Raw genomic sequence first — 25,785 nt, 5'->3', positions numbered from 1 at the left:
TACGGACCTTCGACAAGTCGTATCTTCCCAGGTCAGAAGGGCATTCTCACGCCCCCACGCCACCGACAACACCTAGCCCATCGGTGGATCGAGGCTTAGGCGTCGTAGACCGAGGCGCTCGGAGAGTGATGTGGCAGCTTGCTCGCGGTGTCTACCGACCCGTCGAGTCGCAGGCGCGGGGTCGCGGCCCTGTGCAGAGACGATCTCGAACTATTGCTCCTCGGACTGTTGCACCTTCTCCTGCAGGGCGCTCTTGGTCTGTTCCTTGCTCATCGAACTTGCGCCGGGCATGCCGGCGTTCGCGGCTTGCTGGTCCAGTTCGCTCTTGCGTATGTCGCCGGGCATCTCGCCGAGATGTCCCTGCCTGCTCACAAGGAACGCTTCACCCAATTCAGCCCGGCGCGAGTCCGGGAGGTTAGACCGTATCGCGGGCAGAACCTTGGCCTCCTCCTCCTCGACATGGTGGGTGATGGCGTCGACAACCTCTTGCAGGACCGTGTCGAACTCGGGCGAGCTGGGATTGGTCTCCGCGAGGCGCGCGAGGAGCTGGTCCGCCTCGATGTGTTCCTCCTGGCTGTGCTCGACGTCGTGAGCCGCGCCCGCTTCGGATGCCGCGACGGGATAGACCTCGGCCTCCTCCGCTCGGCTGTGTGCGGTCAGCAGCGAGATCAGTACGGGCAGGTTGTTCGCCCTTGTCGCTGGCTTGCTGCGCAACTCCTCGAAGAGTCGCTCGACCTCCCGGTGGTCGTTCAAGATGAGGTCGACGACGTCCTTCGTAGGCGTAGTCATGACGGCATTTCCTTCCTCGTGAATCGTCTCCGTGTTGAATACGGAACGAGCTCAGGTCGATCCCAGGACAATGCCGACACCCAGAGGTGCACGCCACCCGTTCAGACCCGGTTTCGCCGCCTGCTCGTGAGAGAGAGGATCAGACCGATGACCAACACGGCAACGCCGATCCAGATCAGGATCTGTCCGACACCTGCGAAGCCGATGATCGCGAGGATGATGCCGAGAATGATGAGTAGCAACCAAAGTGACACGGTGAACCTCCAGGTGCTCATTCCCCCGATCTTCCGTGCTCATCAGGGTCGCACCAGTTGCAGGTAGCCGCATTCTGAAGGACAGGCGGCACGACGTGCAGGGCGATGGCATCGCCTGTGGGCATCACATGGCTGCGACGCACCGGTGACGTGGTCGGGGTCCTCCTCCGCCCGCTGACGCTGAATCATGGCTCCGAGCAGGAACCACTTGACCTGCAAAGCTTGAGCGATGTGAACTTCAAGAGAGAGGTGATCGCATGGGGAGTTCGAGGGGTTCGCACGGGCCGCGGCAACGGTTACGGCTCTCCGGCGGCACCGAGTTGTCCTTCGTCACCGCAGGCGATGCGTCCAAGCCGGCCGTCCTGCTCCTGCACGGGTTCCCGAATTCCAGTGCGATGTTCCGGGAAGTCATACCGGACCTCGCCAGGATCGCCTACGTGATCGCGCCCGATCTGCCCGGCTTCGGGGAGTCCGGTGTTCTGCCGACCGTCTCGTTCCCCGCCCTGGGTCGGGCCATCTCGGAACTGCTGGAGCGGCTTGGTGTCGGCCCGCGGTACATCTACCTCCATGACTTCGGTGCACCGGTTGGTCTCCATGTCGCGATGAGAGCACCTGAGGAGGTGCTGGGTCTGATCGTGCAGAACGCCAACGCGCATCGGACGGGGCTCGGGCCGGGCTGGGAGGCGACGATCGCCTACTGGTCCAGCCCAACCCCAGAGAACGAGGCGGCTGCGACCGCGCATCTTACGCTTGAGGGCACACGCGACCAGTACCTTGCCGCTGTCCCGCCTGACGTGACCGCGAGCATCCCGGCCGAGCGCTGGGAGGAGGACTGGCGGATCATGTGCCTGCCGGGCCGGATGGAGTTGCAACGAACGCTCATCGCGGACTACGGACGATACGTCGACCGGTTCGGAGTTATCGCCGAGTACCTCAGGGACTGGCAGCCGCCTGCGCTGTTGCTCTGGGGCAGGCACGACTCATTCTTCGATCTGTCCGAGACCGTGTCATGGATGCAGGTGCTGCCGAGAATGGAGGCCCACATCCTCGACGCGGGCCACCTCTTGCTGGAAACGCACTCCGTCGAGGCGACGCCGCTCATGCTCGACTTCATCCGGCACACCCAGGTCCAGGCGGGCCAGGGGGCGGCGCCCGATTAGCCATGGGTGAGTTCCATCTGTGTACACCCCGTGCTCGGGCGAGAAGTTCGAACTCTGCCCCGCCTGGCCGGGGCGTCTCACGCCTGGAGCGACGATCACCTCGCGGACCTGCTCTCAGCGCGCAACCGCACGGGCGACGCTTCCGTCAGGGAGCGCGTACGAACTCCAGCACGTGCGGGTCCCCGCCCAGGGCCCGGAGTCGTTCGACGATGGCGCGTTCCGCGCGTCGGTAGGGTTCGCTGGAATCGTGCAGGGTCGACTGGGCGTTGGCATGGGACAGCAGTGCCTCGAGTTCGAAGCCGAGCTGGGTGGCATCGTCCAGTCGGGGAAGCGCCCCGTCCGCGATAGCCCGTGCGATCTGGTGTTCCAGGTAGGAGCGCCAGAGATCCATCGCCTCGGTGATCGCGTCGCGCACGGCTCCAGGGTGCGCAGCGAACTCTGCCGACGCGGCGAGGAAGAAGCATCCGCCCCGGAATGTGATGTGGGTGCTGCTTCGGGTCCTGGGTCGGGTCCCGCGGCGGTTGATCTGGGACAACGAATCCGGCACCGGACGCGGCAAGCGGCAGTACGGTGCGACCCTGCCGAGTGGTTGCAGCGCGGCGGCCACTCTGATGTGACCATGGCGCTCCGCTCCCAGCACGGGACGGCTGAACGGGACCGAGCACTGACAACCCGGCTCGGCAGGTCACTGCTTCGCGGATTCGGCGTCGAGGCCGACATCGGTATCGGCAACGGATGAAGACGGATCACTGATCGAGGGGTGAAAGTGCTCACCTGTCGCGACCCTGGGAGGGGTGATCAGTGGGCAGGACTGGGCGTCTTCTTGTATCGAACGCACCTATCGTCGCCGACGCCGACAGGTCGCCCTCGGTCGACGGACCGATCGAGTCGTCATCACCACGCCGGCCGCGTGACTACAACCTGCCACCGACCGTGCCGCAGACTCGCCCGCTGACCATGGCGATCCGCAACCCGATCGCTCGTGCTGTCCGCGGCCGCGCGAGGTGGGATGGCTTCGCCGTCGCTAGTCGTGCGATGCCGCACCCGGTGCTCGGACGTGACGGACGCTACGGAGGCGGTTTGCGAAGGCTAGGCCGCCCCTGTGGAATCGGTCGAGCCGCGGATGACCAGGTGCGGAGCGACACGTTCGATGCCCGCGTGCTGGCGGCCCGCGATCGCGTCGAGGAGCCGCTCGGCGGCGATCCTGCCAACCTCGGACAGGCCGGTGTCCACGGTGGTGAGCGGGGGGCGGGCGCCGGTCGCGACGATCTCCCAGTTGTCGGTCCCGATCAGCGCGACATCGCGCGGCACGTGCCGGCCGAGCTCGCGCATGCTGTCGCCCACGCCACGGGCGACGAGGTCGCTACCGCAGTAGATCGCGTCGACATCAGGATGCGCACGCAGCAGCATCTGTCCGGCCTGCCGCCCCCACTCCTCTCCCCAGCCGCCGTAGAACGTGGGCGCGATCAGGGAGGTGCCCGCGGCGGCCAGCGCATCCTGCAACCCGCTGGCCCGCTCCCGTGCCGCGTCGAAATGCTCGGGTCCGGTCACGTGCGCGATCCGAGATCGACCCATCCGCAGGAAGTGCTCGCCCGCGATCCTCCCCGCGGCAGCGTCGTCCACGACGATCGAGCAGTCGGTCGGGTCGGCCGACGGCGTGAGCGCGTAGACGACGGGCGTCCCCGGCTCGACGGTGAGGGGCTGCCGGACGTTCGAGCTGCGGCCGGTCACGATGAAACCGTCGACCCGCCGCCCCTGCAGCACGTCGATGTAGTGCTTCTCCCGGATCGGGTCATCGCGACTGTCGCAGAGGAAGACCGAGATCCGCCCGGCACCCAGCGCGTCCTCCGCTCCGAGCATCACGGGGACGCTGAACCGCTCGAAACTGTCGGTGGTGATCATCCCTACCGTGTAACTGCGCCGCTCGAAGACGCTGCGCGCGAGCTCGTTCGGCTTGAATCCGGTCTCCGCGGCCGCGGCCAAGATGCGCTGCCGCGTCCCGGCGCTGATCTGTCCGGTCCCGTTCAGCGCCTTGGACACTGTTCCAGGAGAGACGCCTGCCCGTGCCGCGACATCGCGAATCGTCGTTCGGCGTTGCGGATCTGTCACGTCGTTCCTCTCTGTTTCCGGAAACTCTAGCGGCTCCGGTGCGCTGGCAGGCCAAGCCGCAGGGGCGAGGCGCAGGATGCATACATTTGACAGTCGTGGACCGGGGAAGTACAGCCGCGCCCACGAGCAGTCGCCGGTCGGGTCTCCATCACGGAAAATGCGGAAACATGTTGCTTGAGTTGCGGTGCTTGTGCCAGAGTGTCAGCCATAGCCCAGAGTTGGGCCGCAAGACGTCCACCGAAGCACGTACATCTCACCGGGGAGCACCGTGTCCGTTCAGTCCGACCCGACCATCACCGCAGTCGACGCCCAGAGTCTCGGGGGAGGTCCGGTGCAACCGCGGGCTGCCACGGTGCTGACGCCGCTCGGCTTCGCCGACGTCCGGCTCACGGATGGCTTCCTGAGCAGGCTCCAGCAGGAGAACGCCACGACCTCGATCGTTCGTGGGCAGCAGCACCTCGATCGCCAGCAGGCCTGGACGAACTTCGCGAATGCGGCCAGTGGCACGGTTGGTCAGCCGTACCACGGGCCGGTGTTCGAGGACGGCGAGGCATTCAAGTGGCTCGAGGCGACTGCCTGGGAACATGGTCGGTCGCAGGACCAGCAGCTGGCCGAGTGGCTCGAGCGCTATATCGAACTCGTCGCCTCGGCCCAGGCGCCCGATGGCTACCTGTCCACCTTCAACCAGATCGCCGGCAAGCGGGATCGCTACGAGTGGATCTCCTACGACCACGAGATCTTCAACATGGCGACGATGATCCAGGCGGCTGTCGCGCGCTACCGCACCTCGGGGGCGCGGGAACTGCTTGACGTAGCCCGGAAAGCTGCCGACCACCTCGACGCCACCTTCGGCTTCGACAAGCGTCGCGAGATGTGCGGCCACCCGCTCGTTGAGATGGCGCTGGTCGAGCTGTACCGGGTGACGGGGGAGCGGCGGTACCTCGACCTGGCGTCCTATTTCGTCGAGGCGCGCGGTCACGGCACGCTGACCGACCCCACCTGGCAGGGCTGGACGTCGGTCTACTTCAGCGATCGCATCCCGGTTCGCGACACGGTCTACCCGGAGGGACACGCCGTCCGTGCCGTCTACCTGGCAGCCGGTGCCACGGACGTCGCGGTCGAGACCGGAGATCATGAACTCTTCGCCGCGATGCGCCGTCAGTGGGACAACATGGTCGAGGCGAAGATGTACGTCAACGGCAGCCTGGGCTCACGCTGGGAGGGAGAGGCGTTCGGCGACCCCTACGAGCTGCCGTCCGACAGGGGCTACGGGGAGACCTGCGCGGCGATCGCCAGTATCCAGTGGACGTGGCGGCTGCTCCTGGCGACCGGAGAGGCCAAGTACGCCGATCTCGTCGAACGGCAGCTCTACAACGCGGTGCTCTCGGGGGTGACGCTCGCCGGCGACCGGTACTTCTACGTCAACACCCTCCAGGTGCGCGAAGGGGCGATCCCCTACGACGACCGCATGGGTGCGGCCGGCCGGCAGGAGTGGTTCGGCTGCTCGTGCTGCCCCACCAACCTCATGCGCACATTGGCGTCCTGGCACCACTACATGGCGACGGCGACGGATGCCGGTCTACAGGTCCACCAGTACGGCTCCGCCACGGTCTGTGGCGGCGGCCTGCAACTGAGCATGGCGTCGGACTACCCCTGGCGAGGCGACATCGAGTTCATCGTCGACGATGCCCCCGATGGCGAGCGCGAGCTCAGTCTGCGGGTGCCCGGGTGGGCCGCCGGCGCCACTCTTGAGGTCGTTGGGGATCCGGTTCCGATCGTGCCGGGTGAGTACGCCAGGGTGCGCCGCAGCTGGCGCACGGGCGACGTGGTGCGGCTCGTGCTGCCGATGACGCCGCGCACCACCCGTGGGCACCACCGCGTGGACGCGGTCCGGGGAAGCGTCACCATCGAGCGCGGCCCGCTCGTCTACGCGATCGAGCACGTCGACCAGGGCGCGGGTCTGCGCGTCGACGACGTCGCCATCGTTTCCACCGATCTGGCTCAGGAGTGGCGCGACGACCTGTTCGGCGGCATACCGGTCATCACCGCAGCTGCACGCAACCTGCCCGACGGTGACGTGGGCCGGCTCGTCGCCATCCCGTACTTCATGTGGGCCAACCGAGAGATCGGACCGATGAAGGTCTGGCTCCCGATCGACGCCTGACCCTAGACATTCACCCACCGAACGGTGGCCCACAAGGGCCGACCGGTGGACCACCGCACCCTGAAAGAGGCACCTCAGTGAGCATCACCGCGCCTGCGCCCCACTTTGACGGAGCCGGCCGTATCCGTGTCGCCGATCACTTCTATCGCGATCCCGGACCGGGCGAACTCCGGATCCGCATCGGTGCGAACGCGATCTGCGGAACCGACCGCAAGGAGTACACGCAGGGCGTCGAGATCGTGCCGGGCCACGAGGCCGCCGGCGTGGTGGAGTCGGCCGGGCCGGGCACCACCCTGCCGATCGGGACGCGTGGCGCGATCTACCTCATGGACTTCTGCGGTGAGTGCCGCTCCTGCAGCGTCGGGGCCACCAACCAGTGCTCGGCGAAGCGCCAGGACGTGGGACAGACGTCCGACGGCGGGTACGGGCCCTACGCGATCGTGCACGAGACGAACTTCTTCCCGGTGACCGAGGACGTCTCCCTCGTCGCCGCGACCATGCTGCTCGACGTCATGGGGACGAGCACGCACGCCCTGGGGCGGGCGGAGCTGGTACGCCCCGACACACAGAGCGTCCTCGTGGTGGGTGCCGGCCCGATCGGCCTGGGTCTCGCCGCGATGGCAAAGGTCCGCTACGGCCACGACTTCCCGGTGTACGTGAGCGACATCAGCGAGTTCCGGCTCGACCTCGCCGCCCGGCTGGGGGCGCGGCCCGTCGACGCACGCGACGAGGCCTCCATCCTGGCGCTGCGGCCCGACATCGCGTTCGACTCGTCCGGAAAGACCGTGGCCCGCGAGACAGCGCTGCGGTCCCTCGGCCAGCGGGGCGCGCTCATCTGCGTCGGCCATGGCGAGGGGCTCGGCATCGATGTCTCCCGCGACCTGATCGCGCCGGAGCGGGCAGTGCTCGGCAGCGAGTACTTCCGGTTCGACGAGATGCCGGAGAACCTGCAGGCGCTTCGCGACAACCTCGACTATCTGTCCTCGATCGTGACCCACACGGTCGACGTCGCCGAGCTCCCCGCTGCCTTCGAGCTGTTCCTGTCGGGGAGGACCGGCAAGGTCGTCGTCACCCAGGAGGTGACGCCATGAGCCCGGTCAAGGTTGCGGTCGTGGGTGCGGGAACGTGGGGCGCCGAGCACGCCAGGATCTTCGCCGGCCGCCCGGACACGGACCTCGTGGCTGTCGTGGGGCGCGACCCGGAACGCACCGCCCGCCGCGCGCGCGCATACGACACCCGCGCCTATACCGAGCTTGACCGCATGCTGGAGGACGAGCAACCCGATCTCGTGACGGTATGCCTGCCCAACGAGGGACACTTCCAGGTCACCCGCCACCTGCTGGAGGCGGGCGTGGACCTACTGGTCGAGAAGCCGCTCGTGTTCGACCTCGGGGAGGCGGACGCACTGCTCGATGCGGCCGAGGTGTCCGGGAGCTTCTTCGCGATCAACTTCAATCACCGGTACGCCGAGCCGGTGCAACGCGCCAGAGCTGCGATCGATGCCGGAGAGCTGGGTCGCCTGGTCTTCGTCACCTGGCGCTTCGGTGGTGAGGCCAATCACGGCGCGTCGCGGCACGCCAATCTCATCGAGACCCAGTGCCACGGCTTCGACATGATCGAGCATCTCGTGGGACCCGTGGTGTCCGTCGCGGCCCAGATGACCGACGCAACCTACGGCGACTACAGCACGATCGCGTTGGCCCTCGAACTAGCCGACGGCGTGGTCGGGACCATGCTCGGCAGCTACGACAGCTCCTACGCCTATCCGGACAGCCAGCTCGTCGAGGTCAACGGAACGGAAGGTCGCCTGGCGATCCATGACACCGTCCGTCGCCTGGAGATCTCCCGAGCCGGGAACGCTGAACGCCGGGTCTGGGAGGCGGGCTACTTCGACGACGAGGCCCGCCGCTTCCACGGCACGTTCGACCGCCACGTCGAGCACATTCTCTCGGCGCTGCGGGCCGGCGACCCGCCACCGGTTCACGCGCGCGCCGGGCGCCGCGCGCTCGAGCTCGCTCACGCCGCGATCGCGTCCTTCGAGACCGGGCGGCGCACGCCGGTCGCCCCACCGCACTGACGTCGTCAGGCAGATCCAACCTCCCGCACCGCCAACCCGCTAGGAGCCCGACAATGAAGCCGATCTTCCTCAACCGACGAGACGTGCTACGTCTCGGCGGCGTCGCCGCACTGGGAACCGCCGTCGGTGGCTCTCTCGTAGCCTGCAGTTCAGGCGGCCCCAAGATGCAGTACATGTTCTGGGGGTCGACCGCCGAGCAGGAGGCGGTCGAAGGCATGCTCTCCAGCTTCCAGGGCACCCTGCCCGAGGACGCCGACCTCACGGTCGAGCCGCTCTACACGCCGGACGACTACGACACCAAGCTCAACGCACTGATCGCGTCCAACCGGATGCCCGACATCGCCTACATCAACAACCCGATGGCCTACCGGCTCGCCGAGCAGGACAGGTTGCTCGACCTTGGCCCGTACTTCGACGACTATCCGGGCATCGGTGAGCGGCTGCCGGAGGCATACAACTACTGGAGCGAGACCCAGACCTTCGGCACACCGGCCGCACTCGAGATCATGTGCCTCTTCACCAACAAGAAGGCCTTCTCCGAAGCCGGGATCGAGCTGCCCCCGGTCACGGCCGACGGTGCCTGGACCTGGGACGCGTTCGTCGATGCGGCGTACCGGCTCACCGTGGACCAGAACGGGCGTCGACCCGACGAGGACGGATTCGACACCACCCAGGTGGCCCGGTTCGGGACGTTGGCGAACATGTGGTCGGCTGCCTGGTACGGGCTGCTGTTGAGCAACGGCGTTGACGTCGTCGACGAGTCCGGCACGACCACTCAGCTCAACAGCCCAGAGGCGGTCGAGGTGCTGCAGAACCTGGTCGACCTCATGCATGTACACCGGGTGGCGCCATCACCCACACAGCTCGGGAACAACGCGCCGTCGACCCCGTCGCAGCTCGCCTCCGACCGCCTCGGGATGGCGATCGACGGGCAGTGGGCGCTGCTGGACATCAGCGGGGCAGACTTCGAGTACGGCATCGGGGTGCTCCCGAGCTACGGAACACCCTCGACCGCGTCGATGGGTGGCGCGATCGGCATCTCCGCGGAGACCGAACACCTGGACGAGGCGCTGGAGCTGTACACCTACCAGTCCGACCCGTCGGTGGTCAGCCTGTTCTCATCCGGGCTGTGGATGCCGGTCGAGGAGAAGTACTACACCGACGACGAGCTCGTGAAGGTCTGGATCGACAACGACGCGCATCCTGAGGAGTACCGCACCGCCGTCGTCGACTACACAGTTTCGAGCTCCAAGCGGTACTTCGCCGAGAGGATGAAGAACTTCGAGGAGATCGACAAGGTGATCGTGCCCGCGATGGAGCGTATCCAGACCGGCGAGGAAGACGTCCAGACCGTGATGGATGAGGTGGCCGGCCAGCTCAACGACGGGATGCTGCAGGGCTTCTACCCGAACCCGTTGGTATGAGTACCGCAACAGCAGATGCGCCTACCGTCACGAGGACTCCCCGCGCTCGCGGGGGGCGCGGTAGCCGGATGGGACGTGCCGAGGCGCGGTGGGGGGTCCTGTTCGCGATGCCCGCGATCCTCGGCTTCGTGATCTTCACGATCGGCCCGATGGTGGCGTCGTTCATCTTCAGCCTGACCGACTGGACGGTCGGGGCCACGCCGAACTTCATCGGCTTGGGCAACTACCAGGCGATGGCCGACGACCCGTTGTTCTGGAAGTCGCTGGGCGTGACCACCTACTACACCCTCGCCGCCGTGCCGATCGCACTGGTGGTCGGGTTCGTCGTTGCCATGCTGGTCAACGCCGGCTGGCGGAGGCAGTCGATGTGGCGCACGATCTACTACCTGCCCACGCTCGTGCCCGCCGTCGCCAGTGCTGTTCTGTGGATCTGGATCTTCAACCCGGACTCCGGCCTCTTCAACTCGATCCTCCGGGCGCTCGGATTGCCGACCTCGAACTGGATCTACTCCGAATCCACCGCGATCCCCTCGCTCATCATCATGAGCACCTGGGGCTTCGGGAACGCGATGGTCATCTTCCTCGCGGGGCTCCAAGGGGTCCCACGCCACCTCTACGAGGCTGTCGCACTCGACGGCGGTGGGGCATGGGCCAAGTTCCGGCACGTCACGCTGCCGTTCATGACGCCGGTGATCTTCTACAACCTCGTCACAGGCGTGATCGGCACGTTCCAGGTCTTCAACCAGGCCTACATCATGACGAGCGGCGGCCCGAACAACTCGACGCTGTTCTACATCTACTACCTCTACACCCAAGCCTTCACGGACAGTCAGATGGGATATGCCAGCGCACTGGCGTGGGTGCTGTTCCTCATTGTCCTCATCATCACGGCGCTGCTGTTCCGCAACGCCCGGAGTTGGGTCTACTACGAAGCGGGAGGCGCCCGATGAGTTCCGCCATGCGGTCCGTGCTGAGCGTCGGGCACCGACGCCAGCGCACCGGGGACCAGGTCACGGGTGGGCGACCCTTGACGCGAGCGATGATGTTCCTCATTCTCGCGTTCGGCGCCGTGCTGATGCTGATGCCGTTCGTCTGGCTGATCCGCAGCGCCTTGATGACCGATGCCCAGATCTTCATCAACCCGCCCCAATGGATCCCGAACCCGTTCGCGTGGGAGAACTTTCCCGAGGCGCTGACCGCGCAGCCCTTCGCGCGCTACTTCCTCAACACGATGATCATCGAGGTGCTTGTCGTCACCGGGACGGTGCTGACGTGCTCGCTCACGGCCTTCAGCTTCGCGCGACTGCGCTGGCGTGGTCGCAACCTCGTTTTCGGGCTACTGCTGACCGGCGTGATGCTGCCGTATGCCGTCACACTCATTCCGACCTTCGTGGGCTGGGCGGCGCTCGGTGCGCTGGACACCTTCATCCCGCTGACGTTGCCGGCCTGGTTCGCCGGCGCCGGCGGTGGTGTCTTCAACATCTTCCTGATCCGGCAGTTCTTCCTCACCATTCCCTACGAGATGGATGAGGCCGCCTACATCGACGGCGCCAACCCTTGGCAGGTGTTCACGCGGATCGTGATGCCGTTGTCGAAGCCCGTCATCGTGGTCGTCACCATCTTCACCTTCATCGGCGTCTGGAACGACTTCCTCGGCCCGTTGCTGTACCTGACAGACAGTGACAACTTCACGCTCGCGCTGGGGCTCGCTACGTTCCAGAGCACGTACACCGCACAGTGGGGCCTGCTGATGGCCGCGTCCCTGGTGGTGATCCTCCCGATCATCGTGCTGTTCTTCGTGCTGCAGCGCTACTTCGTCGAGGGTGTGACGCTCACTGGAATCAAGGGCTGACAGGGCGATTTGCTCCGTGCTGCTGAACGCGTCCACGAACACTCCCTCAGTTCCACACGAGGCCGAGAAGTTCGAAGTCTGCCCCGCCTGATGGCGGGGCAGTTTCGTCTCCTGACCCGAGTCGTCTCGGACGTGATGGTCGTCCTCTACCTCGTCGAGCGGCCCCGGTGCTTCACCGACCTCCGCACAGCCCTTGGCGCAGTGACCGCGAAGGTGCTGACTCAGACGTTGCGAGCCATGGCCCGCGCGGACCGATCCTGCGCCACGGCTTCGCCCAGAACCCGCCACACGTCGAGTTCGAGCTCACGGCCCTGGGCCGCCCGTCGCCGACTGCGACGTGACCGGGCGGACACGGCCGGCCGAGGCTCCGTCAGGATGCGCGAACGCGGTCCAGCGCGCGCGGGTCCGCGCCGAGGGCTTGGAGGCGCTCGACGATCGCGCGTTCTGCCCGCCGGTACGGTTCCTTGCTGTCGTGCAGGGTCGACTGGGCGTTGGCATGGGACAGCAGTGCCTCGAGTTCGAAGCCGAGCTGGGTGGCATCGTCCAGTCGGGGAAGCGCCCCGTCCGCGATAGCCCGTGCGATCTGGTGCTCCAGGTAGGAGCGCCAGAGATCCATCGCCTCGGTGATCGCGTCGCGCACGGCTCCAGGGTGCGCAGCGAACTCTGCCGACGCGGCGAGGAAGAAGCATCCGCCCCGGAACGTGCGGCCTGACGAGTAGCCGATCCAGGTCCGCACGAGCGCACACAGCCGGTCGAGGCCGGCTGCCTCGGTCCGTGCGGGCTGGACGACAACCTCGACGAAGACGCGCTTGGCCTCGCTGACGACCGCGAGCTGCAGGTTCTCCTTCGAGCCGAAGAGGGCAGCGACGCCGCTCTTGCTCGAGGATGTCTCCGTCGCGAGTCGGGCGATGGAGACACCGGTCAGCCCGTCCGTGCTCGCGAGCTGGGTCGCCACGGAAAGCACGGCGTTGCGTGATCGATCCCCTCGGGCGCGACGCCCGTCGATGACAGTTGGCATATTCGGAGAATATCAGTACAGTCGTCCACATATCTATCCGAACGATCGTCCGTACTGTTTGGAGATCCCTATGTCTGGTTCAGGTCTTCCCGAGTGGCGACCGGTGCGCGCCCTCGACCGGATGTCGCCACGGCTCGCGGCGGCAGTGACCTACCCGTTCTTCACCCGGGTGGGTGCGCGCCGCCGCGTCCGCGAGTACGAACGCTCCACCCATGACGAGGCGCGACGGTCCGTCCTCGACGTGGGCCGCCGAAAGGTGGTCACCTACGAATGGGGCCAGGGGGCGCGGACGGTCCTCCTCGTGCACGGTTGGCGAGGGCGCGCCGCCCAGTTCGCCGCTCTCGTCAGGGACCTGCGCTACGAGGGATTCCGAGTCGTCTCCTTCGATGCGCCCGGGTGCGGGGACTCGCCGGGTCGGCGCACCAACATCGGCGACTATCACGCGATCGTCACGGCCCTCGCCGAGCGCGAGTCCACCCCGTTCCACGCGGTCGTGGGCCACTCGGTCGGCTCACTCGCGGCGCTCACCGCGACCGCCGAGAGCGTCGTCACCAGACACCTCGTCGCCATCGCGGCGATCACCAGGTTTCGGTACCTCAACGAGGTATTCGCCCGGAACCTTGGCCTCGGTGAGCGTGCCCGTGCCCTGCACGAGGGGTGGTACGCGAACCGCCTGCGGCACGCGGCGCCGGACGTCTACACACGCTTCGACGCCACCGTTCTCGCTCTGCCTCCCGACCTGCGGCTCACCTACATCCACGATCGCGCGGACGGCTGGGCGGACATCGGCGAGGTCCGGCAACTCGCGGCCCGTCGTGGCGGTCAGGTCCAGCTGATCGAGACAGAAGGGTTCGGCCACAGCCGCATCCTCAGTGCCGACGTCACCCTCGACACCGTGCTGGCCGTTGTCGCGAACGAGAGTCTCAGCGAACTGCGTGGCTGAGCCGGCATCGACGGCTCACCCGGAGCTCGCGTCACCGCTGGCCAGTGGCCGGGAGGCGAACAGGTTCAGCCCAAGGGCGCTGGACAGGTAGTGTGCCGCCCGCTGGCCGCGCACCGAGTTGCCGGCGGGATCCAGCGGTGGGGAGAAGGAGCCGAGAGCGCCCTTGCCCGGTGAGATCGTGACGAGCCCGCCGGACACCCCACTCTTTCCGGGCATGCCGATCTCATAGAGCCAGTCGCCCGAGCGCTCGTAGAGGCCGGACGCGGCCAGGGCCGCAAGGGTGTCGCGGCACACCGACGGCTCGACCACCCGCTGCCCCGTTCGAGGGTTGACGCCGCCATGCGCCAGGGTCGCCCCCATGACGGCCAGATCCTCGGCGGTCACCTTCACCGAGCACTGCCGGGTATACAGATCGACCGTCTCATGCGGGTCAGCGGCCAGGCTGCCGTACGAGCGCAACAGGCCGGCGATCGACCTGTTCCGGCCGTTGCTCGCGGTCTCGGAGCGGTAGACCTCCGCATCGACGTGGAGGTCCCGGCCCGCGAACGCGGACAGGCCGTCGAGGATGAAAACCCACCGCTCGTCACCGGTGCTACCAGGGACAAGTCCGGTCGTCGCGATCGCGCCCGCGTTCACCATGGCGTTCATGGGCCGGCCGGCGTTGAGCTCGATCGCCATCACCGAGTCGAACGGCAGGCCGGTGTTGTTGACGCCCACCGCCTGCCGCACCGTCTCGTGGCCCAGTTCGGAATCGACGAGCGCGAACAGGAATGCCTTGGAGATCGACTGGATGGAGAACTCGACCGTAGCGTCGCCCACCGAGTGGACGGCTCCATCCACCGCGGCCAGGCTCAGGCCGAACAGGTCGGGGTCGGCCGCCGCGAGTGCCGGGATGTAGTCGGCGACGGCGCCCCGCCGGTCCTGCTGGTATCGCTCGTGTGTCGCCGCCAAGAGGCCCTGGACGTCCGCGGGCGCGGGCAGTGAGCCCGTCGAGACCGCGGCTTCCTGCACACCCACCGGGGCGGCGTCCTCGTCATTGTGCAGCGTCTCCACCAGGCGGCTCCCGCTGGACAGAAGGGACAGGATGACGATCGTAGCGTCGGAGCACGGCCACTACGCCGCGGGCCCGAAATAGTCGGCGAACTCCGGCGGGTCGAGACCCTTGTTCTGGCACATCGAGACGACGTGGTCGGCGCCGTCGACGTCGGCGATCACGACCGGGACCGAGCGGACCCGCCCGGACCGTGGCCCGGGCACCTCGAGCACGGCGACCCTGCTGGGGGTCGCCCAGCCGTGCGCGTACAGCGCGGCGTCGAGGCGATTCCACAGGCGCATCACGCCGGTCGGGCGGGCCGCCTCCCTACAGCGGACGCCTGAGCGCCCAGGCGCGGCGTGCCACGGCCCGGCCAACGCCGGGTCCGACGGATTGCTACCGGGATGCGGCGGCGCTCGGCCGGTACGGCGCGACACTCACCTCGGGCTCGACGATGCCGACCGCCGACGTGTCCAGAGCAGCACGACGGCCACCAGCCCGGGCAGGGAGGGCAGCATCAGGAGCCACCCCATCAGCGGTGCGAGGCCGACCTCACCGGAGGTGTCCAGCGTGGTCAGGCCCACGGCAGCGACTCCTACGGCGGCGACGAGCAGCGCCACGGCGAGCCAGATGGTCCAACCCCTGCCACTGCGTGCGGCCCAGATCGTGGCGAGCCAGCCCGCCGCGCCGAGGCCGGTGACCCCGAGCAGGATCGTCACGTAGGCGGCCACGCCCGCCTGGACGTCCTGGGCGTCGAACGCTGGGTACGTGGCCCGGATGTGGTCGGCGAGCACGTGCGTCGTCGAGCCGTCGAGCAGCGCATACGCGCCGACGCCGGCCGTGAGTGCCAGCCCGATCCACAGTGCCGGCAGGGCGGCCCGCTGGCCGGGGCGTGCAAGAGGCGTGGTCGTTGCGGTCATTCGGTTCTCCTATCAGTTCGGGTACGGAACCATTCAGACAGTGACTGTCTCAACGAGAGCCACTGTGACACCCCGACGTTGAGAGAGTCAACGGTATTTAGAAAGTGACTGTCAGAACTGTTAGCATCGGTGGATGCCAGGACTCCGCGAGCAGTGGCGCCGCACGGCCATCCACACCATCACCGAGCGCGCGCTCGACCTCTTCGACGAGCGCGGGTTCGACGCCGTCACCATCGAGCAGATCGCCGCGGCGGCGGAGGTTTCGCCGTCGTCCGTGTACCGGTACTTCGGCACCAAGGAGGGACTCCTCGTCGCCGATGACTTCGACAGCCTCAGCGACGAGGACCTGGCGGCGTTGGTCGACCCGGCCGACCCGGTCGGGAGCCTGCTCGGCTCAGTGCTGGCTTACGAGGCCGCGTCCGACCGGATTCCTGCGCCGACGGAGGCCGGCGAGACGGAGCCGACCTCCAGGCGACGGGTCCGCTACTTCTTCAGCGAACCGTCGGTGCGGATGGCCGCACTCGCCACGCTCGACCGAGCAGCGAAACGGGTGGCACCGTTCCTGGCACCGGAGCGAGGCTTGAGCCCGACGCAGGCGCACGTGGTCGCGAACGCGCTCGCGTTCGGGTACTTCGCCGCCCTGGAGCGCTGGTTCACCGACGGCGGCACACACCCGATCGCCGAGTACGTCGAGGAGGGCATGCGGCCCCTGCGTGCGATCTGGGCGACTGCCGCCTGACCGCGACGCTGCGAGCCACGTCGGGCCTGCTCAGACCGTGGGTTCGTAGATCCGCTGGTCGTCGCGGACACCGCCGAACCGGAACGGTGCAGGGGTCTGCCGGGCGGTCTCGTAGTTCGAGGGGTCCCGGCGGCGGGCGGCGTCCTGCAGCGCCAGGTAGGTGGCGTCGTCCACGGGCACCCTGTCGGCGAGCCGCCGCTCGTTCTCGGCGGCACGCAACGCCGTCCGGTAGTTCGCCGGGACCGTTCCGGTGAGGAATTCCGCGACGGCTCCGGAGCCGTAGCTGGCGATCGCGACCCGCTTGCCGGCGAGGTCCTCGGCACCGTCCAGCAGCGCGAGCAGGGCCAGGTAGACCGACGCCGTGTAGCTGTTCCCGATCCGCCGGTTGTAGCCGGTCGTCGGCTCGATCCGGGCGGCGACGGCGGCCGGGTCGGCGCCGGACCCGGCGCGGTCGGCCAGGTGGCGGTGGGCCTTGACAGCCATCTTCGTGAACGGCTGGTGATAGCAGAACCAGTCGATGGCGTCGAACGGTGCGCCGCCGCGGGACAGGTAGTCGTCGAACGCCCCGGCGACGGCGTCCAGGTACGCCGTGATCGAGGTCTTGCCGTCCACGATCGCGGTCGTCGAGTGGTTCGGCCGCCAGAAGTCCATGACGTCCTCGGTGTAGACCCCGTTCGCCGGCTCGAGCTCGAGCAGCGCCGGGTTCGCCGTGACCGTGAAGGCCACCGCGCCGGCGCCCTGCGTCGGCTCCGCGGCCGTGTCCAGCTCGTAGCGCGCGATGTCGCTCGCGATCACGAGCACCTTCTCGCTGGGGTCCCGGGCGACGAGTGCCGCTGCGAACTGCATCGCCGCCGTCGCCGAGTAGCAGGCCTGCTTCAGTTCCACGACACGCACGTTCGGACCGAGGCCGAGCAGCCTGTGCACGTAGACGCCGGCCGACTTCGACTGGTCGATGCCGGTCTCGGTCGCGAACATCAGCGTGCGCACCCCGTCGGCGCCCCCGCGGGCGAGGATCTGCTGCGCCGCGGCGGCGCCCAACGTGACGACGTCCTCGTCCTCGGCCACGACGCTCATCTCGGACTGCCCGAGCCCGCGGTAGTACTTCGCCGGATCGGCGCCGAGCCGCGCGGCGAGGACCGCGAGGTCGATACGGAAGGAGCCTGTGGCGAAGGCGAGGTCATCGATGCCGATTGCGGGGGAAATGTCTCACTCCTGGTTCGAGGTGTTCAGATCTGCATTGTGGCCAGCGGAGCGCTCGATGGCCACGTGAGCTGCCATCAGTTCGCCGGGATTGGTCTGCGCCGCGAGCAGGGACAGCTCGCCACACCACACCGACGCCGCGCACAGGGCAGCGAGACGGTGTGCGTTCTCGCCCGGAGCGCGCTCCTCGCGGCACCCGAGTCGTTGCAGGTTCTCCTCGACGAACGGCAGGCCCTTGCCGTTGCCCACGGTGCCGACGATCAGGTTCGGCAGCGTGCAGGAGAAGTACAGGTCGCCGCCGTCGACCTCGGCCTGGGTGATGCCCTGCGAACCCTCGACGATGTTCGCAGCGTCCTGCCCGGTGGCCAGGTAGAAGCCCAGCAGCATGTTCGCGTAGTGGGCGTTGGCGGAGCGCAGCCCGCCGGCGAGGATCGTGCCGACCAGGTTCTTGTTCGTGTTCAGCCGGGCGATCTGTTCCGGGGTGGACCGCAACCGCTTCTCGACGATGGCGCGCGGGATGAGCGCCTCGGTCACCACATGCTTGCCGCGCCCGAGGATGCCGTTGACGGCGGTCGCCTTCTTGTCCGAGCAGTAGTTCCCGGAGATCGAGCCGTACCGTAGTTGCGGCCACGTCGCCATCAGGTGGGACATCAGCCGCTCCGCCGCGAGCGTGGCCATGTTGTGGCCCGAGGCATCGCCGGTGAGGAACTCGAAGCGCAGGAACAACAGGCGACCGGCGATCTCACTGTGGAGGTCGATGAGCTGGGCGAACCGGCTGCTCGCGGCCACGACGTCCTGGAGTTCGGCGAAGGCGCCGGTGATCTCGGCGAGGGTGCGGACGGACACACCGGCGCCGTCGGTCTCGAAGTACACCGAGCGGCTCATCCGCTCCGAGACCAGCGTGGTGGCGATCCCACCGTCGACGAGGCGGGAGATCCGCGCGCCACGGCCGACGGAGGGCCACAGCGGCGACTCGTACGTGGCGAGCGGCACCTCCTGCTCGCCGGACAGCACATTCCCGCTGATGCGGATCGGGCCGACCCAGCGCATGGGCACGGCCGCCACGGATTCGCTCATGGCCCCATTCTCTGTCATCGGGCACCCACACGCGGCTCCGGCGGGGCCACAGCGAGCGTGAGCCTGCGCACGCCGGCCCGCGCCCAGCCGTCGAGCATCGGCGTCAGATCGGTGCCGCGAGGGACCAGCACGATGCCGCAGTCGCCGCCGCCGGCACCCGAGGACTTCGCTGCGGCCCCGATGGCCTCGGCCTCGTCGCAGAGCCGCGTCAGGGCCGGTGTCTCGATCTCGACGCCGAGGCCGGTCCCGAGTCCGACGAGCAGTCGCCGCGCCGCGCGCACGGCTGCCAGGACCCGCTCGGGGTCACCATGGGCGAGCCCCGCCGTCAGGTCCGCGACGCGGGCGCGGCTCTCGGTCAGGAAGCGCTCGTAGGGCAGCGCCGGGCCCGCTGACGTGCCGGCGCCCACCGCAGCCTGCACGTCAGCAACGAGCTGCGCCGTCGACGCCGCGGCACCGGTCCAGCCGACCACGAACTCGAGCGAGTCCGGGGACGGCAATGGGGTGATCGCGAGCGGCGCCCAGGGCGCACGGAACGCGGCGAGCACTCCGTCGCGGGCGCGCAGCTCGGCCAGTGCTGCCCGGTCGGGGGAGCGGTAGGAGATCCAGCCGCCGAAACTGCTCGCCGCGACGTCGCCACCGGAGGACGTCGGCGCCACCTCGATGATCGCGAGCAGGGCCAGCCGGAACTGCTCCAGCGGGCTCAGGCGCAGTCCGTAGAACTCGTCGAGTGCCCGGATCGTGGCGACCGTGACGGCGCCGCTGGAGCCGAGGCCGTACTTGAGCCCGTCGGCGTCGTCGAGGTCGCTGGAGATCCGCAGGGAGTGGTTGCGGGGGTCGACGCCGAGGCCGATCACGAACTCATCGACGGTCCGGACGGCCGAGAGCGCGTGGTCGAGGCCGCGACCGTCGTCGGCCACCACGCCGGTGGCGTCCCGCGTCCAGGTCAGTGGCGCCCAGCCGGGCTGGTCGGAGTCGATCCTGCCGCGGTCCCGGGCCGGACCGAGGTGCACGGAGACGTGCCGGTCGACGGCCACGACGACGGCGTTCCCGCCGGGCTCGACGACGGCGTACTCGCCGGCGATGAAGAGTTTGCCGGGTGCCCGGGCCGTGATCATGCGGCCGGTCCGAGGATACGCACGCCGGGGCCGGATCCCGAGACCAACAGGTCCACATCGGCGAACGCGGCCCGGAGCCGATCGGCGACGGCGGTGGTCGCCTCCGGCCGGCAGAGCACCTTCACGTTCGGTCCCGCGTCGATGGTCGCGTACGCCTCGATGCCGTCGCGGCGGCACTGGGCCACGACGTCGAGGGCTGCCACTGTGTCCGCGTTCCAGTACCGCACCGGGGGGACCGCGCCCAGCATGGTCGCGTGCATCCGCATCGCGTTCGACTCGGCCAGCTCGCCGACGGCGCTGAGGTCGGCCCGCGCGATCGCGGCGCGCATCGCGTCCAGCTCGCCGGGCACGCTCGCGACCCAGGCGCCGAAGAACGGGGAGGTCGCCACGGTGCGCCGCATCGCCTCACGACTTCCGATCGCCTTGCGCCCGGCGGCCAGGACCGCCACCACGAGCGCGAGCTCGAGCCCGGGTGCCTCGATCGGCTCGGCGAACGATCCCTCGTCGTCACCGGCGTGCCACTGGACGAGGCCACCGAAGACCGAGCGGGCCGCCGACCCGGATCCGCGTCGGGCGAGCCGGGACAGGTCACGGGGTGAGAGGGCGAGGCCGTAGGCGGCGCTCGCGGCTGCGGCCAGCGCCGCGAAGCCCGCGGCCGAGGAGGCCAGGCCCGCGCCGGTGGGGATCTCGTTCACGGTCTCGACTACGGCTCGGGTCCGGCTGCCGGCGCGCTCGGCGACCAGGTCGAGGAACGTGCTCACCCGCTCGAGCTCCCGGCCGGTCATCGGCTCGCCGCTCCAGGACGCGACGTGCTGATCCGCACCAGGGTCCAGCGTCACGGTCGTGCGGGTCGGAGCGATGTCGAGGGTGAGCGAGAGGCTGTCGGTGGCCGGCAGCGAGAGCCGCTCGTCGGCCTTGCCCCAGTACTTGATGAGCGCGATGTTGGGGTGCGCGATGGCGGTACTGCTCACCGGCCCGCCGCCGTGACGACCCAGCCGCCGACCGCGCCGGCATCTTGCATCGCCGTCACGATCTCGGCGGCACGCTCTGGGGAGTCGGCCACCGCGATCACGCAGCCGCCGCGCCCGGCACCGGTGAGCTTGGCACCGGTCGCGCCTGCCGCCCGGGCCGCGGCGAGGAGCCGGTCGATGGCGGGGTGCCCGACGCCCAGAGCATCGAGCGCCTCCTGGGCTGCGTCCAGGCGGGCGCCGAGGTCTGCGGTCCGGCCCGCGCCGAGATCCCGGCCCGCGGCCCGGGTCAGCTCGGCGAGCCGCTCGAGCAGTTCGCTGCCGCGGTCCGGTTCGGCCTCGACGAATCTACGCACCCCGGCCACCGCGTCTCGGGTCGGGGAGCGGACGCCGGTGTCTGCGACCGCGAACGAGAACGAGCCGCCGAGGTGCAGGTCGGAGGTGACGCCGCCGGTGAACGCCACCGGCGTGCGGGCCCGGGTGGCCCGTGCGTCCAGCCCACTGGGGTTGCCGTGCGCCACCCGCTCGGCGGTCTGCACGAGCTCGAACCTGGCCTCCTCATCGAGGTCCTGACCGGCGTGCACACGCACGGCCTCGACGATGGCATGCGCGGATGCGGCGCTCGCGCCCAGCCCGGCACCCGGCGGGATGTCGCTGTCCAACTCGATCTCGAGGTCGTCGCCGGGCAGGCCGAAGTGGGCCAGTGCGGCCGTGACGGCGACGCCGACCGGCGCGAACGCCTCGGGCAGGTCCTCCACCCGGACGCGCTGGTCCCCGTGCCGGGCGCTGAGCGGGCCGGGCACGGTGCGCAGCCTCGCGATGGTGCGCAACGGAATGAGCGGCAGGGCGATGGCCGGGTGCCCGTAGACGACGGCGTGCTCACCGATCAGGATCGCCTTGGCGTGGGCGGTGCCGGTCGCGACCGGCGCGAGCCTGCCGGCATCCTCGACATCGCCGTCTCGGCCTGCGCCCACGAGCGGAGTCGACGCCACCATCACGAGGCGCTGCAGACCCTGACCCGGGGGTACCGGGCGGGACAGGTTCGGGGCATCGCAGGCTTTCGTGAGTAGTTCGACATCTCGGGCAGGCTGCCCACGGCACCGATCGCCGCAGGGCGGAACGGGCTACATCCTAGTGACTCGGCCGGCCGTGGAATGCGCGTGGGGGCCGCGGCGCCGTGGGTGCGGCGGAGGTGTCGTGGGGGAGTCGTGGCGGTCTCGCGAAGGGCCGGCGGGGTGCTGCGCGGACCGGTCGCCGGTTCAACCGGTCCGGAAGCCCCAGTCGGTCAGGTGTGGCTGAGCGAGGCCCCAGACGTCGTCGAACCAGGCCGTGAAGGGCTCGGCCGCGCGCAGCGCGGCCAGCTCCGCCCCCGTGACGAACACGACCTCGGCGATCTCCTCGGGATCGGCCGCGACGGACCCTGCGTCCACCCGGCCCGCGAAGACGTGGTTGTACTCACGCTCGTACAGTCCGGTCGCGCCGTCGTGCACGTGGTACTGCACGATGCCGAGCTCGGTCAGGTCGTCGACCGGCGTGCCCAGCTCCTCGGCGGCGCGGCGAGTGACCGCCGCCACCGGCGCCTCGCCCGGGAACGGGTGACCGCAGGCGCTGTTGGTGAGCATCAGCGGGGAGTGGTACTTGCCGGCGGCGCGACGCTGCAGGAGGAGTCGCCCCGTGCCGTCGAACGCGAACAGCGAGAACGCCCGGTGCAGGACGCCGGGTTCGCGATGCGCCTCGAGCTTCTCGGCGACTCCGGTGGCCTGTCCGTGCTCGTCGACCGTCTCGACCAGGATCTCTTCGCCACCCGGCATCTGTGACCGCCTCTCCTCGGGTGCTGCTCCAACGGTCCAGCCTAAGCGGCGATCGGCGCTACTCGGTCCCGACGTCTGCGATCCACTCGGCCCACCGGTCCTTCCACCGCTCGGCCGTAGCGGCGTCGGGCAGTTTCTCGTGCGTGAGGGTCAGCCGGACCCGTTCCGCGACCGGGTCGAGCGCGACCGCGATGATCCCGAGCGGGTCGGCGCCGTCGGCGAGGTCGAAGCGCAGGCTCCGTGCGTCCGGCTTCGAGCGCAGCGATGTGGTGAGCGGCGCGAAGAGCGTGGCTCGGGCGCCGTCGTCGAGCAGTCGGGCCCGCCAGCTGCCGGCGTCGGCATCGAGAATGCGCGACCGGGACACCGTGAAGGTGCCGTCCGCCCGCTGGCCGGGCAGCCGGATCCCGACGATCCGTTCGTATCCGACGACGACGCTCTGCGCCCACCACCCGTCGACGCCGTGCTCCTCGCGCACCCAGCGGGCCTGTTCGGTGTGGCCGGCCGCGCGGCCGGGACCCGAGTCGAGGAGGCGGACCCAGTCCTGCCAGCCGTGCCCGGTGTTCGCGCGTACGAGGTCGTCGTCGTGTACGGGTTGTGCCACCCAGTCATCGCTCATGTCCATGGCTCCCAGATCGGCCGTCATCGCTGGCTCCGACGGTACGGTGGCGAGGCCGACCGGGCAATCGACGGGGGGTCGGCGATCCGGGTGCGACGAAGGAGTGGAACGATGACCGCCGAGGCCGAACGGACCAGGACGTTGCACTACCGCGACCCGCTGCCCCAGGTGGCCCGCGCGTTCGAGCGGACCGGGCTGGAGCAGTTGCAGGCGGTGATCGACGGCGTCGTCCCGCCGCCCCCGATCGCCGCCCACGTGGGCATGGGCTTCGCCTCCGTCGCCGAGGGTGACGTGGTGCTCACCGGGATCCCGGACGACTCCCACTACAACCCGATCGGATCCGTCCACGCCGGCTTCGCCGCCACCTTGCTGGACTCGGCCTGTGGCTGCGCCGTGCACTCGACGCTGCCGGCCGGCGTCGGGTATACGACCCTGGAGATCAAGATCTCCCTGCTGCGGTCGATCTCGGCCGGGACCGGCCCGGTGACGGCGCACGGCTGGGTCACCAAACCAGGCCGCCGGGCCGCCTTCGCGGAGGCGGACCTGCGGGACGCCCGTGGCCGGGTCCTCGCCACCGCGTCGAGCTCCTGCCTGATAATCGCGCCCTGACGGAGGCGGCGTGAGAGGCTCGGGCATGCCCACCGCAGCGGACCCGGACATCGTTCACGGCGTGCATTCGGAGGTCGGCCGGTTGCGGACCGTACTGGTCTGCAGGCCCGGGCTGGCCCATCAGCGGCTCACGCCCAGCAACAGCGCCGCTCTGCTCTTCGACGACGTGATGTGGGTGGAGAACGCACAGCGCGACCACGCCGACTTCGTCACGCAGATGGTCGACCGGGGCGTGCACGTCCTCGAGCTACATGACCTCCTCGCCGAGACGATGGCGATCCCGGCAGCGCGCGCCTGGCTCCTCGACCGCAAGATCGTGCCGAACGAGGTGGGCCTCGGCGTGATCGTCGACACCCGCGGGTACCTGGACACGCTCGACGCGGCCACCCTCGCCGAGTACCTCATCGGCGGCCTCGCAACCGGGGACCTACCGGCGGAGTTCCGGTCGGCGGCACTGACGATGGCCCGGGAGTCCCGCGGCGCGCAGGAGTTCCTGATGCCCCCGCTGCCGAACACCCTCTACACCCGCGACACCACGTGCTGGCTGTACGGCGGACTCACCATGAACCCGTTGTTCTGGCCGGCCCGGCGTGGCGAGACCCTCCTGATGAAGGCGATCTACGAGTTCCATCCCTCGTTCGCGGGTTCGCAGGTGTGGTGGGGCGACCCGGAGGCGGACTGGGGCCAGGCCACGTTCGAGGGCGGTGACATCATGCCTGTGGGCAACGGGGTGGTGCTCATGGGCATGAGCGAGCGCACGTCGCGGCAGGCGATCACGCAGGTCGCGGCGAACCTGTTCGCGCAGGGCGCGGCGGAGCGCGTGGTGGTGGCCGGTCTGCCGAAGCTGCGCGCGGCCATGCACCTGGACACGGTTTTCACGTTCGCCGACCGGGACGTGGTCACCCTCTACCCGCGGATCATGGACGGGGTACACACGTTCACCCTGCTGCCCGGTGACGCGCCGGGGGGACTCGACGTCATCGACGAGGGGGAGGGCACGTTCGTCAAGGTCGTCACCGAAGCGCTCGGCCTGTCCGGGATGCGGGTCATCGAGACCGGCGGGGACACCTACGCCTCCGAGCGTCAGCAGTGGGACAGCGGCAACAACGCGGTCGCCCTCGAGCCCGGCGTGGTGATCACCTACGACCGGAACACGCTGACGAACGCGTTGCTGCGGGACGCCGGCATCGAGGTGGTCGAGATCGTCGGGGCCGAACTGGGCCGCGGGCGTGGCGGCGGGCACTGCATGACCTGCCCGATCGCCCGCGACCCCGTCGACTTCTAGGCACCGGAGCCGCTCGGGCCGCTCAGTAGCCCGGCTGGTAACCACCCGCGGGCGGCTGCTGGTAGCCCCCGGCCGGCGGCGGGCCTGGCTGCTGACCGTAGCCACCGGGCTGTCCCGGCTGCTGACCGTAACCACCGTGCTGCTGCGCGGACGCGCCACCGTAACCGGGAGCCTGTGGCTGGCCGGGGTTCGGCGCCGGGGCCGGGGCCACGTTGGCCGGGTTCTTCGCCTGTTCGACCGACTGCTTCGTGTGCCCCTGCTCGCCCTCGCCGATCGGGGTGGCGTACACGGCGGTGCCGTACGCGCAGACCTCGCTGAACGCCTGGGCGATGTCGCCGGTGTCGAACCGCATGCCGATCACGGCGTTCGCGCCGCGGCGCTGCGCCTCGACGGTCATCCGGTTCATGACCTCCTGGCGGCTCTCGTAGACGAGGCGGGTGTACTCGGTGACCTCGCCTCCGCCGATCGAGCGGAAGGAGGCGACGAAGTTCTGCCCGATGTTCGCGGAGCGGACGGTCAGACCCATCACCTCACCCATGACGGCGTCGATGCGGTAGCCGGGGATCTCATTCGTGGTCACAACGATCATTGGCACATCTTGGCACCGATCCCTGGAATGCGG

27 protein-coding genes are annotated in these 25,785 nt (G+C 69.0%); 11 read left to right on the top strand and 16 right to left on the bottom strand.

Annotated elements, in window-relative coordinates:
* Nucleotides 1-210: 210 nt before the first annotated feature.
* On the bottom strand, nucleotides 211-789 hold the full coding sequence (locus tag HALOF300_RS21810) for a hemerythrin domain-containing protein (RefSeq protein ID WP_156743006.1): 579 nt from the start codon (nucleotides 787-789) through the stop codon (nucleotides 211-213).
* Between the two features lie 101 nt (nucleotides 790-890).
* Nucleotides 891-1,064, bottom strand: coding sequence for a hypothetical protein (locus HALOF300_RS21805; RefSeq protein ID WP_156743005.1), 174 nt, complete (start codon nucleotides 1,062-1,064; stop codon nucleotides 891-893).
* Nucleotides 1,065-1,300: 236 nt separating this feature from the next.
* Between HALOF300_RS21805 and HALOF300_RS21800 the strand changes: the two genes are divergently transcribed.
* On the top strand, nucleotides 1,301-2,203 hold the full coding sequence (locus HALOF300_RS21800; RefSeq protein ID WP_156743004.1) for an alpha/beta fold hydrolase: 903 nt from the start codon (nucleotides 1,301-1,303) through the stop codon (nucleotides 2,201-2,203).
* Nucleotides 2,204-2,348: 145 nt separating this feature from the next.
* On the opposite strand, the gene HALOF300_RS21795 is transcribed toward HALOF300_RS21800, so the two are convergent.
* Together HALOF300_RS21795 and HALOF300_RS21790 are read right to left on the bottom strand one after the other, a co-directional pair.
* Nucleotides 2,349-2,750, bottom strand: coding sequence for a TetR family transcriptional regulator C-terminal domain-containing protein (locus HALOF300_RS21795; RefSeq protein WP_408636998.1), 402 nt, complete (start codon nucleotides 2,748-2,750; stop codon nucleotides 2,349-2,351).
* A 542-nt stretch (nucleotides 2,751-3,292) separates the two neighbouring features.
* A complete protein-coding gene (locus tag HALOF300_RS21790; RefSeq protein ID WP_156743002.1) occupies nucleotides 3,293-4,312 on the bottom strand; it encodes a LacI family DNA-binding transcriptional regulator in 1,020 nt (339 codons plus the stop codon).
* Nucleotides 4,313-4,580: 268 nt separating this feature from the next.
* On the opposite strand from HALOF300_RS21790, the gene HALOF300_RS21785 reads away from it, so the two are divergent.
* From HALOF300_RS21785 to HALOF300_RS21760, 6 genes are all read left to right on the top strand, one after another.
* Nucleotides 4,581-6,476: a glycoside hydrolase family 127 protein gene (locus HALOF300_RS21785; protein WP_156743001.1), complete on the top strand. Its 1,896-nt coding sequence runs from the start codon at nucleotides 4,581-4,583 to the stop codon at nucleotides 6,474-6,476.
* A gap of 77 nt (nucleotides 6,477-6,553) precedes the next feature.
* Nucleotides 6,554-7,567, top strand: a complete 1,014-nt coding sequence (locus HALOF300_RS21780; protein WP_197522757.1) for an alcohol dehydrogenase catalytic domain-containing protein — start codon at nucleotides 6,554-6,556, stop codon at nucleotides 7,565-7,567.
* Entirely contained in the window at nucleotides 7,564-8,553 is a 990-nt protein-coding gene (locus tag HALOF300_RS21775) for a Gfo/Idh/MocA family protein (protein WP_156742999.1), read from the top strand. The genes HALOF300_RS21780 and HALOF300_RS21775 overlap by 4 nt, the downstream gene beginning before the upstream one ends.
* 53 nt (nucleotides 8,554-8,606) lie before the next feature.
* Nucleotides 8,607-9,977 (top strand): extracellular solute-binding protein, encoded by a 1,371-nt coding sequence (locus HALOF300_RS21770; RefSeq protein WP_156742998.1) that lies wholly within the window; start codon nucleotides 8,607-8,609, stop codon nucleotides 9,975-9,977.
* Nucleotides 9,978-10,045: 68 nt separating this feature from the next.
* The gene (locus HALOF300_RS21765; RefSeq protein WP_156742997.1) at nucleotides 10,046-10,927 is read left to right on the top strand and encodes a carbohydrate ABC transporter permease; all 882 of its coding nucleotides are present in this window, start codon (nucleotides 10,046-10,048) and stop codon (nucleotides 10,925-10,927) included.
* The gene (locus HALOF300_RS21760) at nucleotides 10,924-11,829 is read left to right on the top strand and encodes a carbohydrate ABC transporter permease (RefSeq protein ID WP_197522756.1); all 906 of its coding nucleotides are present in this window, start codon (nucleotides 10,924-10,926) and stop codon (nucleotides 11,827-11,829) included. Before HALOF300_RS21765 ends, HALOF300_RS21760 begins: the two co-directional genes overlap by 4 nt.
* A 370-nt stretch (nucleotides 11,830-12,199) precedes the next feature.
* Here HALOF300_RS21760 and HALOF300_RS21755 read toward each other — a convergent pair whose 3' ends face one another.
* Nucleotides 12,200-12,847, bottom strand: a complete 648-nt coding sequence (locus HALOF300_RS21755; protein WP_156742996.1) for a TetR/AcrR family transcriptional regulator — start codon at nucleotides 12,845-12,847, stop codon at nucleotides 12,200-12,202.
* Nucleotides 12,848-12,917: 70 nt separating this feature from the next.
* Between HALOF300_RS21755 and HALOF300_RS21750 the strand changes: the two genes are divergently transcribed.
* Nucleotides 12,918-13,790 (top strand): alpha/beta hydrolase, encoded by an 873-nt coding sequence (locus HALOF300_RS21750; protein ID WP_197522755.1) that lies wholly within the window; start codon nucleotides 12,918-12,920, stop codon nucleotides 13,788-13,790.
* A 15-nt stretch (nucleotides 13,791-13,805) separates the two neighbouring features.
* On the opposite strand, the gene glsA is transcribed toward HALOF300_RS21750, so the two are convergent.
* The 3 genes from glsA to HALOF300_RS21735 form a co-directional block, all read right to left on the bottom strand.
* On the bottom strand, nucleotides 13,806-14,834 hold the full coding sequence (glsA, locus tag HALOF300_RS21745; protein ID WP_231955686.1) for a glutaminase A: 1,029 nt from the start codon (nucleotides 14,832-14,834) through the stop codon (nucleotides 13,806-13,808).
* Between the two features lie 69 nt (nucleotides 14,835-14,903).
* Nucleotides 14,904-15,125, bottom strand: coding sequence for a hypothetical protein (locus HALOF300_RS21740; protein WP_156742993.1), 222 nt, complete (start codon nucleotides 15,123-15,125; stop codon nucleotides 14,904-14,906).
* A gap of 135 nt (nucleotides 15,126-15,260) precedes the next feature.
* Nucleotides 15,261-15,743, bottom strand: coding sequence for a hypothetical protein (locus HALOF300_RS21735; protein ID WP_156742992.1), 483 nt, complete (start codon nucleotides 15,741-15,743; stop codon nucleotides 15,261-15,263).
* Nucleotides 15,744-15,876: 133 nt separating this feature from the next.
* Here HALOF300_RS21735 and HALOF300_RS21730 point away from each other — a divergent pair, with 133 nt between their 5' ends.
* On the top strand, nucleotides 15,877-16,482 hold the full coding sequence (locus HALOF300_RS21730) for a TetR family transcriptional regulator (protein ID WP_156742991.1): 606 nt from the start codon (nucleotides 15,877-15,879) through the stop codon (nucleotides 16,480-16,482).
* Nucleotides 16,483-16,512: 30 nt separating this feature from the next.
* Here HALOF300_RS21730 and HALOF300_RS21725 read toward each other — a convergent pair whose 3' ends face one another.
* The 7 genes from HALOF300_RS21725 to HALOF300_RS21695 form a co-directional block, all read right to left on the bottom strand.
* Nucleotides 16,513-17,667 (bottom strand): hydroxymethylglutaryl-CoA synthase, encoded by a 1,155-nt coding sequence (locus HALOF300_RS21725; RefSeq protein WP_269455321.1) that lies wholly within the window; start codon nucleotides 17,665-17,667, stop codon nucleotides 16,513-16,515.
* A gap of 21 nt (nucleotides 17,668-17,688) precedes the next feature.
* Complete coding sequence (locus HALOF300_RS21720) at nucleotides 17,689-18,759, bottom strand: hydroxymethylglutaryl-CoA reductase (protein ID WP_197522754.1); 1,071 nt, start codon at nucleotides 18,757-18,759, stop codon at nucleotides 17,689-17,691.
* Nucleotides 18,760-18,773: 14 nt separating this feature from the next.
* Entirely contained in the window at nucleotides 18,774-19,874 is a 1,101-nt protein-coding gene (locus HALOF300_RS21715) for a phosphomevalonate kinase (RefSeq protein WP_156742988.1), read from the bottom strand.
* Nucleotides 19,871-20,845 (bottom strand): diphosphomevalonate decarboxylase, encoded by a 975-nt coding sequence (gene mvaD, locus HALOF300_RS21710; RefSeq protein ID WP_156742987.1) that lies wholly within the window; start codon nucleotides 20,843-20,845, stop codon nucleotides 19,871-19,873. The genes HALOF300_RS21715 and mvaD overlap by 4 nt, the downstream gene beginning before the upstream one ends.
* Nucleotides 20,842-21,816 (bottom strand): mevalonate kinase, encoded by a 975-nt coding sequence (gene mvk / locus HALOF300_RS21705; RefSeq protein WP_197522753.1) that lies wholly within the window; start codon nucleotides 21,814-21,816, stop codon nucleotides 20,842-20,844. Before mvk ends, mvaD begins: the two co-directional genes overlap by 4 nt.
* Before the next feature lie 285 nt (nucleotides 21,817-22,101).
* The gene (gene idi / locus HALOF300_RS21700; RefSeq protein ID WP_156742985.1) at nucleotides 22,102-22,653 is read right to left on the bottom strand and encodes an isopentenyl-diphosphate Delta-isomerase; all 552 of its coding nucleotides are present in this window, start codon (nucleotides 22,651-22,653) and stop codon (nucleotides 22,102-22,104) included.
* Nucleotides 22,654-22,711: 58 nt separating this feature from the next.
* Complete coding sequence (locus HALOF300_RS21695; RefSeq protein ID WP_156742984.1) at nucleotides 22,712-23,296, bottom strand: DUF4287 domain-containing protein; 585 nt, start codon at nucleotides 23,294-23,296, stop codon at nucleotides 22,712-22,714.
* An 84-nt stretch (nucleotides 23,297-23,380) separates the two neighbouring features.
* Between HALOF300_RS21695 and HALOF300_RS21690 the strand changes: the two genes are divergently transcribed.
* Together HALOF300_RS21690 and HALOF300_RS21685 are read left to right on the top strand one after the other, a co-directional pair.
* Nucleotides 23,381-23,878: a PaaI family thioesterase gene (locus HALOF300_RS21690; protein WP_156742983.1), complete on the top strand. Its 498-nt coding sequence runs from the start codon at nucleotides 23,381-23,383 to the stop codon at nucleotides 23,876-23,878.
* Between the two features lie 25 nt (nucleotides 23,879-23,903).
* Complete coding sequence (locus HALOF300_RS21685) at nucleotides 23,904-25,163, top strand: arginine deiminase (RefSeq protein WP_156742982.1); 1,260 nt, start codon at nucleotides 23,904-23,906, stop codon at nucleotides 25,161-25,163.
* Nucleotides 25,164-25,185: 22 nt separating this feature from the next.
* Here the strand turns inward: HALOF300_RS21685 and HALOF300_RS21680 are convergent, their stop codons facing one another.
* Entirely contained in the window at nucleotides 25,186-25,752 is a 567-nt protein-coding gene (locus HALOF300_RS21680; protein ID WP_156742981.1) for a YbjQ family protein, read from the bottom strand.
* Nucleotides 25,753-25,785: the final 33 nt, after the last annotated feature.

It is taken from the genome of Occultella aeris, from assembly GCF_902703175.1.
Classification (GTDB): Bacteria; Actinomycetota; Actinomycetes; order Actinomycetales; family Beutenbergiaceae; genus Occultella; species Occultella aeris.
The sequence above is the reverse complement of the archived record's forward strand: the minus strand, read 5'-3'. Positions and strand labels throughout refer to the sequence as shown.

What these genes read in the sequence shown, in the direction of transcription:
- HALOF300_RS21810 (WP_156743006.1), bottom strand. Translation starts at nt 789, where the DNA reads ATGACTACGCCTACGAAGGACGTCGTCGACCTCATCTTGAACGACCAC.
- HALOF300_RS21805 (WP_156743005.1), bottom strand. Translation starts at nt 1,064, where the DNA reads ATGAGCACCTGGAGGTTCACCGTGTCACTTTGGTTGCTACTCATCATT.
- HALOF300_RS21800 (WP_156743004.1), top strand. Translation starts at nt 1,301, where the DNA reads ATGGGGAGTTCGAGGGGTTCGCACGGGCCGCGGCAACGGTTACGGCTC.
- HALOF300_RS21775 (WP_156742999.1), top strand. Translation starts at nt 7,564, where the DNA reads ATGAGCCCGGTCAAGGTTGCGGTCGTGGGTGCGGGAACGTGGGGCGCC.
- HALOF300_RS21770 (WP_156742998.1), top strand. Translation starts at nt 8,607, where the DNA reads ATGAAGCCGATCTTCCTCAACCGACGAGACGTGCTACGTCTCGGCGGC.
- HALOF300_RS21765 (WP_156742997.1), top strand. Translation starts at nt 10,046, where the DNA reads ATGGGACGTGCCGAGGCGCGGTGGGGGGTCCTGTTCGCGATGCCCGCG.
- HALOF300_RS21760 (WP_197522756.1), top strand. Translation starts at nt 10,924, where the DNA reads ATGAGTTCCGCCATGCGGTCCGTGCTGAGCGTCGGGCACCGACGCCAG.
- HALOF300_RS21755 (WP_156742996.1), bottom strand. Translation starts at nt 12,847, where the DNA reads ATGCCAACTGTCATCGACGGGCGTCGCGCCCGAGGGGATCGATCACGC.
- HALOF300_RS21750 (WP_197522755.1), top strand. Translation starts at nt 12,918, where the DNA reads ATGTCTGGTTCAGGTCTTCCCGAGTGGCGACCGGTGCGCGCCCTCGAC.
- HALOF300_RS21740 (WP_156742993.1), bottom strand. Translation starts at nt 15,125, where the DNA reads ATGCGCCTGTGGAATCGCCTCGACGCCGCGCTGTACGCGCACGGCTGG.
- HALOF300_RS21735 (WP_156742992.1), bottom strand. Translation starts at nt 15,743, where the DNA reads ATGACCGCAACGACCACGCCTCTTGCACGCCCCGGCCAGCGGGCCGCC.
- HALOF300_RS21730 (WP_156742991.1), top strand. Translation starts at nt 15,877, where the DNA reads ATGCCAGGACTCCGCGAGCAGTGGCGCCGCACGGCCATCCACACCATC.
- HALOF300_RS21720 (WP_197522754.1), bottom strand. Translation starts at nt 18,759, where the DNA reads ATGAGCGAATCCGTGGCGGCCGTGCCCATGCGCTGGGTCGGCCCGATC.
- HALOF300_RS21715 (WP_156742988.1), bottom strand. Translation starts at nt 19,874, where the DNA reads ATGATCACGGCCCGGGCACCCGGCAAACTCTTCATCGCCGGCGAGTAC.
- idi (WP_156742985.1), bottom strand. Translation starts at nt 22,653, where the DNA reads ATGCCGGGTGGCGAAGAGATCCTGGTCGAGACGGTCGACGAGCACGGA.
- HALOF300_RS21695 (WP_156742984.1), bottom strand. Translation starts at nt 23,296, where the DNA reads ATGACGGCCGATCTGGGAGCCATGGACATGAGCGATGACTGGGTGGCA.
- HALOF300_RS21690 (WP_156742983.1), top strand. Translation starts at nt 23,381, where the DNA reads ATGACCGCCGAGGCCGAACGGACCAGGACGTTGCACTACCGCGACCCG.
- HALOF300_RS21685 (WP_156742982.1), top strand. Translation starts at nt 23,904, where the DNA reads ATGCCCACCGCAGCGGACCCGGACATCGTTCACGGCGTGCATTCGGAG.
- HALOF300_RS21680 (WP_156742981.1), bottom strand. Translation starts at nt 25,752, where the DNA reads ATGATCGTTGTGACCACGAATGAGATCCCCGGCTACCGCATCGACGCC.